The sequence below is a fragment of the Lactobacillus sp. M0390 genome, assembly GCF_016102085.1.
GTDB lineage: Bacteria > Bacillota > Bacilli > Lactobacillales > Lactobacillaceae > Lactobacillus > Lactobacillus apis.
In genome coordinates this window covers 1-2,414 of the sequence record NZ_JACFPH010000015.1, presented here as the reverse complement: position 1 = coordinate 2,414, position 2,414 = coordinate 1, and the positions used below count along the sequence as shown (strand labels likewise).

Below are 2,414 nucleotides of genomic sequence, written 5' to 3'. Positions count from 1 at the left end.
CATGCCGAACACAGCAGTTAAGCTTCTTCACGCCGAGAGTAGTTGGTGGGAGACTGCCTGCGAGGGTAGGACGCTGCCGTGCTTTATGGAGGATTAGCTCAGCTGGGAGAGCATCTGCCTTACAAGCAGGAGGTCACAGGTTCGAGCCCTGTATCCTCCATACCGAGTCGTTAGCTCAGTCGGTAGAGCATCTGACTTTTAATCAGAGGGTCGACGGTTCAAGCCCGTCACGACTCATGGCCCCATTTTGCGGGTGTGGCGGAATTGGCAGACGCGCTAGATTTAGGTTCTAGTGTTCTCGGACGTGTGGGTTCAAGTCCCACCACCCGTATTCGCCAAATATTATTAATACCATATTTACATTTTTGCCGATTTAGCTCAGTTGGTAGAGCATCTGTCTTGTAAACAGGGGGTCGTACGTTCAAATCGTATAATCGGCATTCATAATTATGCGGAAGTAGTTCAGTGGTAGAACATCACCTTGCCATGGTGGGGGTCGCGGGTTCGAATCCCGTCTTCCGCTTTCATTACATGCCGGGGTGGCGGAATTGGCAGACGCACGGGACTTAAAATCCCGCGGTTGGTTTCAACCGTACCGGTTCGACTCCGGTCCTCGGCATCTAATGATGCGCCCTTAGCGCAACTGGATAGAGTGTCTGACTACGAATCAGAAGGTTGAAGGTTCAAATCCTTCAGGGCGCATATCCCGGGAAGTGGCTCAGTTTGGTAGAGCACCTGGTTTGGGACCAGGGGGTCGCAGGTTCGAATCCTGTCTTCCCGATTTGTAATTGAATAACGATTACATTTTGTTGGCGGTGTAGCTCAGCTGGCTAGAGCGTCCGGTTCATACCCGGGAGGTCGAGGGTTCGATCCCCCCCGCCGCTATTTGCTAGAGCTCGGACCTTTAGCTCAGTTGGTTAGAGCAGACGGCTCATAACCGTCCTGTCGTAGGTTCGAGTCCTACAAGGTCCATTAAACTGGGTTTTGTACATTTATTTATTATTATAATCGCGGGATGGAGCAGTCTGGTAGCTCGTCGGGCTCATAACCCGAAGGCCGGTGGTTCAAATCCACCTCCCGCAATATGGTCCATTGGAGCAGTGGTTTATCTCGTCTCCCTGTCACGGAGAAGATCATCAGTTCAAATCTGATATGGACCGTTAAATGGCTCGGTAGCTCAGTCGGTAGAGCAAAGGATTGAAGCTCCTTGTGTCGGCGGTTCGATTCCGTCCCGCGCCATTTTTTTATTATCAAAGTTTTGCGGGTATGGTTTAGTGGTAAAACGAAAGCCTTCCAAGCTTTAGTCGCGAGTCCGATTCTCGTTACCCGCTTTTGGGGCCTATAGCTCAGCTGGTTAGAGCGCACGCCTGATAAGCGTGAGGTCGATGGTTCAAGTCCATTTAGGCCCATAATAAAATAATGGAGACTTACTCAAGTGGCTGAAGAGGCGCCCCTGCTAAGGGTGTAGATCGGGTTATTCCGGTGCGAGAGTTCGAATCCCTCAGTCTCCGTATTGTATAAAAGACTATTGATTGATGTCAGTAGTCTTTTTTGTGTGCTTTATGAAGTGGAGTTATTTTTTACGTATAGATAAAATCGTAGCCATTTTTTAGTGACACTAATCGCAGCAAATGTGAGAATATCTAAGAATGAATAGACTAATCACATACTTAGGGTAGGAATTTTAATTCGAAAAATAGGGGACCCACTTGCCATTACATGTTTTTAAAAAAGTACTTGAGAAGATATCTTCCCGCTCGTAGAGGATGATTAATTCAGCTATTAATAGCTTATTGAATAAACGTAATTACAATAAGTTAAGAGATATTTGAATACATGGTTTGATGATTACAATTAACGCTTACTGCGAGGAAATTTCTCTTTTCCACTTTAGAGTGTCGGAAAGAAACTCACCGGATGTAGGAATAAAGTCTTGGGAGACTAAGATAAGTGTGAAATATTCAATTTTTTAACAAAATAACTTGCAAGATGGTGTAGAATCCTGTATTATTAATAGCGTTGTGATTGACAGAACTGAGAGTTCTCAAGTAATAACGAATAAAAAAAGTAGTTGACTTTAACAAATAAATTCGGTATTATAATTAAGCGTCTTATGACGTTAGACAACAATTCGACCCGTTGGTCAAGTGGTTAAGACATCGCCCTTTCACGGCGGTAACATGGGTTCAAATCCCGTACGGGTCATTACCACATTTTATGGTATATTTACATTTGGAGGATTACCCAAGTGGCTTAAGGGGACGGTTTTGAAAACCGTTAGACGGTCTTGCCGTGCGTGGGTTCAAATCCCACATCCTCCTTTAATAATAATCGCGGGATGGAGCAGTCTGGTAGCTCGTCGGGCTCATAACCCGAAGGCCGGTGGTTCAAATCCACCTCCCGCAATATGGTCC

19 tRNA genes are annotated in these 2,414 nt (G+C 45.9%); all 19 read left to right on the top strand.

The features are described from left to right. Positions 1-87 precede the first annotated feature (87 nt). The 19 genes from H3R25_RS08905 (at position 88) to H3R25_RS08815 (ending at position 2,406) form a co-directional block, all read left to right on the top strand. Positions 88-160: transfer RNA gene (locus H3R25_RS08905), tRNA-Val, on the top strand. A gap of 4 nt (positions 161-164) precedes the next feature. Further along, positions 165-237 (top strand) — tRNA-Lys (locus H3R25_RS08900). 12 nt (positions 238-249) lie between these two features. Then, positions 250-331 (top strand) — tRNA-Leu (locus H3R25_RS08895). A gap of 36 nt (positions 332-367) precedes the next feature. Then, a tRNA-Thr gene (locus tag H3R25_RS08890) sits at positions 368-440 on the top strand. A gap of 11 nt (positions 441-451) precedes the next feature. Then, positions 452-523, top strand: a tRNA-Gly gene (locus H3R25_RS08885). A gap of 10 nt (positions 524-533) precedes the next feature. Further along, positions 534-619 (top strand) — tRNA-Leu (locus H3R25_RS08880). A 9-nt stretch (positions 620-628) separates the two neighbouring features. After that, positions 629-702, top strand: a tRNA-Arg gene (locus tag H3R25_RS08875). Positions 703-707: 5 nt separating this feature from the next. Beyond that, a tRNA-Pro gene (locus H3R25_RS08870) sits at positions 708-781 on the top strand. A gap of 30 nt (positions 782-811) precedes the next feature. Continuing rightward, positions 812-885, top strand: a tRNA-Met gene (locus H3R25_RS08865). 13 nt (positions 886-898) lie between these two features. Beyond that, positions 899-972 (top strand) — tRNA-Ile (locus tag H3R25_RS08860). A gap of 37 nt (positions 973-1,009) precedes the next feature. Next, positions 1,010-1,083 (top strand) — tRNA-Met (locus H3R25_RS08855). Positions 1,084-1,086: 3 nt separating this feature from the next. Continuing rightward, positions 1,087-1,160: transfer RNA gene (locus H3R25_RS08850), tRNA-Asp, on the top strand. Positions 1,161-1,166: 6 nt separating this feature from the next. Continuing rightward, positions 1,167-1,239, top strand: a tRNA-Phe gene (locus H3R25_RS08845). A gap of 21 nt (positions 1,240-1,260) precedes the next feature. After that, positions 1,261-1,331 (top strand) — tRNA-Gly (locus H3R25_RS08840). A gap of 4 nt (positions 1,332-1,335) precedes the next feature. Further along, positions 1,336-1,409, top strand: a tRNA-Ile gene (locus H3R25_RS08835). A 12-nt stretch (positions 1,410-1,421) separates the two neighbouring features. Then, a tRNA-Ser gene (locus H3R25_RS08830) sits at positions 1,422-1,511 on the top strand. Between the two features lie 622 nt (positions 1,512-2,133). Beyond that, positions 2,134-2,205, top strand: a tRNA-Glu gene (locus H3R25_RS08825). 29 nt (positions 2,206-2,234) lie between these two features. Continuing rightward, a tRNA-Ser gene (locus tag H3R25_RS08820) sits at positions 2,235-2,321 on the top strand. An 11-nt stretch (positions 2,322-2,332) separates the two neighbouring features. Then, positions 2,333-2,406: transfer RNA gene (locus H3R25_RS08815), tRNA-Met, on the top strand. The last annotated feature ends 8 nt before the right edge of the window (positions 2,407-2,414 follow it).